Genomic DNA, 5,552 nt, shown 5'->3' with positions numbered 1-5,552 from the left:
CTTCCATCTGTAACCTCTTTTTAGAGAAACGTTATAACTGCCGATCAAGCAGTACTAGCTAATTCTCAATAGCTCCACGTCAAAGATCAGCGTGGCATTGGGGGGAATCACACCACCCGCACCACGAGCACCATAGCCTAACTCAGGCGGAATGATCAGTTGACGGCGGCCGCCTACTTTCATCGTGCTGATGCCTTCATCCCAGCCGCGAATCACTCGACCCGCGCCCAAAGGAAAGGAAAAGGGTTGGTTGCGATCGCGAGAGCTATCAAACTTAGTGCCGTTCTGCAACGTTCCGGTGTAGTGAACGACTACTGTTTGTCCTGCTTGCGGGGTAGCACCTGTGCCTTCTTCGATATCGATATACTGCAAGCCAGATGGGGTAGTGATAATATTCTCAGCGTTTTCAGGCATAGGTTCAGTAGCATCAGGGGTTAACAGATCAGAAGCTTGCGCGATTTCGGGTGCTTGCGCAATTGCTTGGGCAAAGATTTGGGCAGGGCTTTGAGCAGGAGTTGCCGGAGCTTCTAGGGTGGGGGGCTGAGACTCAGCAGCGATCGCCTCCTTTGTCCCAGTAAATTGAGCCACCACCAGAAACACAAAACAAACCGCCATGACTCCCAAGCTGATCAAAATTTCCCGCACAATTCAGTCCTCCTGTGTTCGACAGTGGATTCATGACAATCAGTCAAATTTCGGCAATCACCGAATTGAATCCGCTTCCCAGTTTAATACTTCAGGTCAGCTAGAAGCCTAGCTGAAGCTAGCGCCAAAGTTTATTTTCCAGATCGCGCACCTGCCGCTCCAGGCGATCGAGCCGCCCACGCAGCTCATCCATCTCGTTTTGGCGCGGCACTCCCAAATCTTGCAAAACGTGTCGCAACTGACGATGCATCTGCGACTCAAAATTGCTTTGCTCAGATTTAAGCTGTTGCAACAGGTCGTTGACAAAGCTGTTAGCCTGCTCAGGGTCTAGCTTACCGTCTTTGACCCACTGGTCGCTCACTTCTCGCAGCTTTTCCGTAACTAGAGAAGTTGTGCCAATGCCGATCATCAATATCTGCTTAAGAAAGTTGTTATTATCCATGCCGTGTTCCTATGTCTGTGCTAAGGGAGGCTAGGTCAAGCAAAGGAAATGACTAAAATCTGACTGATTCCAGCCTACAGTAGACTGCTTCACAAACAGAACAAGGCTGAAAGATTAGATTTGCACCTTTGCTGAAGGCCTGACTCGTGATATCTCTTGCAAGGGATCTGAGTCTATTGTGGCAAATTTAGCACTGAAGCCGCTCTCCAAATGGGCCGGGTTATCCGTACATTATTTCATTTTGGGATGAATTTGTGCGTCATACAAATTCTCCCTAAGTTAGCAACGCCGTTAGGTTTATGGTTTCTGTTGAGGTTGAAAAGATGGTAATTGAATGGCTCAAGTTCAATGTCACGCCAGAACTGCGGGAGCAGTTCGTGCAAAAGGATGAGGAAATCTGGACGGCTGCCCTTTCGACTTACCCTGGCTTTCTCGGCAAAGAGGTGTGGATCAGTCCAGACAACTTAGCAGAGGTGATTATTATTGTGCGTTGGTCTAGCTTTGAGGAATGGCAATCCATTTCCCCAGAGGAACTTGAACAGATCGAAGCCCGTTTCAACGCCGCCATCGGAGAAGATACCCATGAAATTGTGGAATCCGCAGGTTACCAAGTGCGTAAATTTCAGCGGTCGTGATTGTTTACTGCTGAGGAAAAAACTCAGGTGATCTTTAAGCAAGCAGGTACCGTATAGCCAGCAATGCTCTAGTAGGGGTGAACAATCGTTTGCCCCTACAGGGGTAAAGCTTCTCACGTTTAGCCGTCGTTGAGCGATCGCCTCAATATTTGAATAGAGGCTGCATATTGATTGGGTGTTCCTTGAATCTCTGTAATTAGTAGCGAACCTTGCCAATCTCTGCCTTCCTCATCCTGATAGCTCCAGCGGGAAAGCCCTCTTTCGGATGCCTCAATCTGCCTCCAGCCTGCCTGCTGAAGCTGGCTGGCATAGTGGTTGATTAACGCTTCAGCATCTAAATCAGTTTCAATCACAGCATCTGCACTCGCATCCCCGTTGCCACTGCTGCTGCCACTACCTTGGACTACAGCATCAGTGGGAGGGAGCAAAGCGGGCAAAGGTGCCTCTACTATACCTAAAGAGCAGTCAAACCCAGATGAAGGCTCAGACTCAAATCCGCCGGCAATCAATGAAAGCTGTACCGTTGTTGCAGACGAATCAGGTGAAGGTTGGGCTGAAACATTCAGCAGAGCGGCTTGAGAGGTAGAGCAAAACTGACGAGGCAGTTCTCTAGATGCTAAATCGTTAATATGAGCTTCACTGAGTCGAACAATAAAACCTTTCGGGGATGCGTGAGGTTCTTGCAATTGCCATCCAGTATCGAGCAACTGTTGCTGAAAGAAAGAGTAAACTTCTTCTGATGACTGAGCAGTTCGCAACATAATCTCTGTGAAGCCATAGCTCCGCACAATTGAGCCAATAATTTGTGCTTCTTCGGGCAGCGGAAAGTCGGCAGGTAGCGGGTCAGGAAGCTGTCCCACCAGAATTTGAACGTTTTCTTCCCCCTCAGATGCATATCTTAGTCTCAGCATTTCTCTCAGCAGGGCTGCTTCGTTTTCTGGAGTCAGTTGAGCTGAAGCTGTCCCTAGTGGCAAAGTAAGGCTGATTGAGATGAGTGCTGGCAGAAGACGGAAGGAAACCATAGATACCTCTTGAATCTCAACTGCGCGATCGCCCTTTTCCTGCTGCTACATTGGCACTTTAAGTTGTGATACTCCTCACCCACCTGAGTGAACCAGTTGGAGGATGACAATTTGGGGAATGAGCAACTATCCTCAGGCGAGATTAGTCAGATTCTTTAGAGAAGCGCTTCAAAAATCCTCAGTTTCAGTCGATAAAGAAGTAGCGCGATCGCAACAGCTTCAACAACATCAACAACGCCTCTGGTGGTGCTATGCAAGCAATAGACAGAATATGGCAAGCTCTGCCGATTAACGCTGTCTTAGCTCGAATCAAAACCTTTACGTCCGTTTCGGAATCCGCTGACTACACCGCTTGGCGACAAAAGTTCTTTCGCGATCGCCTGTTTCTAGCAACCTGGGCAGGGCTGCTGTGGACTCTAGTTCAACTGCCCCTATCATCCATTTATTTTTACCTCTACAACCCAAGCCTTGCCGATACAGTCTTGCTCTGCAACGCTGCCGCATTGATTTGTGTCGTAGTTAATTTGCTCTTACAAAGAACTCGAATAAAGTACGCCAATCCAGATCTCCTACTTTTGGGATTGTATGGGTCTTTAATTGGATTTGCTCTGATTGAGCGTGCTATCCTTAGCCAAAACTTACCGGATGGGCAGTTTCATCTAGATGTGTCGCTGTTCACGCTGGTATTTCTGACGCTGGTTGCTCTAATTCCAGTGCGGTGGAAGCTTCATGCACTCGCTCAACTAGGGGCACTGGGGTTTCATTTTGGGCTAAAAGCGGCTCTGGATTTAGACTTAGATCTACCCCTAATTCAACAGGGCTGGGCGGTTTTGTTTCAGCTGTGGATCTGCTTCATCTGCAACCTGGGAGTTTATTTATATGAGCATTTGAAGCGGGCTGAAGTAGAGTCACGGCGGCAGCTTCAATCTTTCGTTCAAACTGTCTCTGAAGATTTGCGAACCCCAGTACTGGGCAGCTTGAAGGACTTAAGAGATCTGCTGGATCAGTCAAAGGAGCAGGTGTCCGTTTCACGCTTACGGCTGGAAGTCATGTTAGCAAGTAGCGATCGCCAACTTGATCTGGTGAACTCACTTCTAGACAAAGCTAGAAGCTCAAATCGTTTAATCCAAGCCCAGCGAAATCGCATTCCTGTGAATGGACTACTGACTGGATTGATTAACGTTGGGCTCAAGCGAGTCAAAAAAGCCAGCAAAGCGCTTGGATTAAAGGAACTTGCACCCAGTACCGCCATTCAAACCAATACCTCCGCGATCGATTACGAGGTCTGGCGCTATCAATTTCTAATTGAGCGGTTGCGTCTCGTTTGGTGGATTGCTTTTGGTTGCACCACAACATTGTTTGTTCCAGACGTGTTTGCCGCTCAGAACGGTTCGGACAGAGGCTACTGGCTATACACCTATGCTGCAATCTTGCTGTACTTGGCGGCGTGGTCTATTCTCTATCGGAGTCAATTTGGTCGTGCTCGTCCAGCGTTATTGTTTGTTAGCTTTGCTTGCTCCATTCCTCTCATTTCACAACTCTTTGTGGCGATCGCCGGATGGGTAGAGCCAGACATAGGGGTTTGGACAATTATGTTTTTGATGATGGCGACGTTGATTCCCGTAGGGTGGCGACTCCATGTTGCTTCACAAATTGGTGTACTTATAGGTTACTCATGTCTTAATCTGGCATTTGGTCTAAGCTTCCACCTGAATCCGCTGCACTGGGTTGAAATAGGCTGGTATCTGTTCTGGATTTGTGGCATTTGTGATATTACCGTTTATACCTACGAACGTCTCCAGCAAAATGAGTTTGACTCACGCCGCCAGTTGAGAATTTTCCTTCACTCGGTTGCTCATGATCTCAAAACACCAGTGCTGGGAGCGTCACTGGTACTGCAAAATTTGCTCAACCGACCGGGTGAAACACTGCAGGTTCCTCGGTATGTGATAGAGCGAATGGTGCAAGGGGGCGATCGCCAGCTTCACTTAATTAACTCCTTATTAGAAGCGCACATCAGTCCTACTCAAGGTGTCACTTGCCAATTTGAACCTACCTCCCTTAGAGCTTTTACCCAAGCTGTAATTGCCGATGTAGAACCCCTGCTCAACCGCAACCAGGCAGTTTTGGCGAATTTTATTCCGGCTGATTTGCCGCCCGTTCACGCTGACCCACTTCAACTGTGGAGAGTGTTTGAAAACCTGGTGACGAATGCGCTGAAATATAACCCACCTGGGATAAAGCTGACGCTAAAGGCGATCGTTGAAGCGGGAATGGTGCGCTGTAGCGTGCAGGATAATGGCGTTGGTATCAGTCCAGACCTGTGTAAACAGATTTTTGATCTGTATAGCCGAGGTTCTCATGTGAGGCGATCGCCTGGACTAGGCTTGGGACTGTACCTCTGCCAGCAAATCATCACCGCTCACGGTGGCAAAATTGGCGTAATTAGCAGTCCTGGTGCTGGCTCAACCTTCTGGTTTACGCTCCCACTAGCTCAGTCTCAACCTATCAAAAACCCTATCCATAAACTAGTGCGCTGAAACTTTTCAACAGGTCAATCCCCCTTCGCAGTAGGGAGCAGGGTAGTTAAAAAATGTCTCTAAAGCCTAAACTAGCCGATGTAAAACCTACTACAGTAACACCCTCTTCTCACTCCCCTCTCCGTGAGTTGAGTATTAAATATGTCAACTTCCCGGGGCTCATCCCAGCTTTTGGTGATCTTAGGGCATGATCAAGATATCTCCCCTTGAGGATTTCAAAGGACGTGGAATTCCTTCGACATTTTCTGCCAGATACCCAACAAATTCA

The 5,552-nt window shown here is 48.2% G+C and carries 5 protein-coding genes; 2 read left to right on the top strand and 3 right to left on the bottom strand.

What is annotated here, in order from left to right:
* Positions 1-54 precede the first annotated feature (54 nt).
* Together H6G00_RS29020 and H6G00_RS29015 are read right to left on the bottom strand one after the other, a co-directional pair.
* Positions 55-645 (bottom strand): FKBP-type peptidyl-prolyl cis-trans isomerase, encoded by a 591-nt coding sequence (locus tag H6G00_RS29020; RefSeq protein ID WP_190645548.1) that lies wholly within the window; start codon positions 643-645, stop codon positions 55-57.
* Positions 646-763: 118 nt separating this feature from the next.
* Entirely contained in the window at positions 764-1,087 is a 324-nt protein-coding gene (locus H6G00_RS29015; RefSeq protein ID WP_190645549.1) for a phasin family protein, read from the bottom strand.
* Positions 1,088-1,410: 323 nt separating this feature from the next.
* On the opposite strand from H6G00_RS29015, the gene H6G00_RS29010 reads away from it, so the two are divergent.
* Entirely contained in the window at positions 1,411-1,722 is a 312-nt protein-coding gene (locus tag H6G00_RS29010; RefSeq protein WP_190645552.1) for a TIGR03792 family protein, read from the top strand.
* Between the two features lie 119 nt (positions 1,723-1,841).
* Here the strand turns inward: H6G00_RS29010 and H6G00_RS29005 are convergent, their stop codons facing one another.
* Positions 1,842-2,744 carry a hypothetical protein gene (locus tag H6G00_RS29005; RefSeq protein ID WP_190679397.1) on the bottom strand — a complete coding sequence of 301 codons (903 nt, stop codon included), beginning with the start codon at positions 2,742-2,744 and terminating at the stop codon, positions 1,842-1,844.
* 251 nt (positions 2,745-2,995) lie between these two features.
* On the opposite strand from H6G00_RS29005, the gene H6G00_RS29000 reads away from it, so the two are divergent.
* Complete coding sequence (locus H6G00_RS29000) at positions 2,996-5,284, top strand: ATP-binding protein (RefSeq protein ID WP_199318781.1); 2,289 nt, start codon at positions 2,996-2,998, stop codon at positions 5,282-5,284.
* Positions 5,285-5,552: the final 268 nt, after the last annotated feature.

The sequence above is a fragment of the Leptolyngbya sp. FACHB-541 genome (genome assembly GCF_014695875.1).
Classification (GTDB): domain Bacteria; phylum Cyanobacteriota; class Cyanobacteriia; order Elainellales; family Elainellaceae; genus JAAUTN01.
Note: the sequence above shows the minus strand (reverse complement) of the source record. Positions and strands in the feature narration are given on the sequence as shown.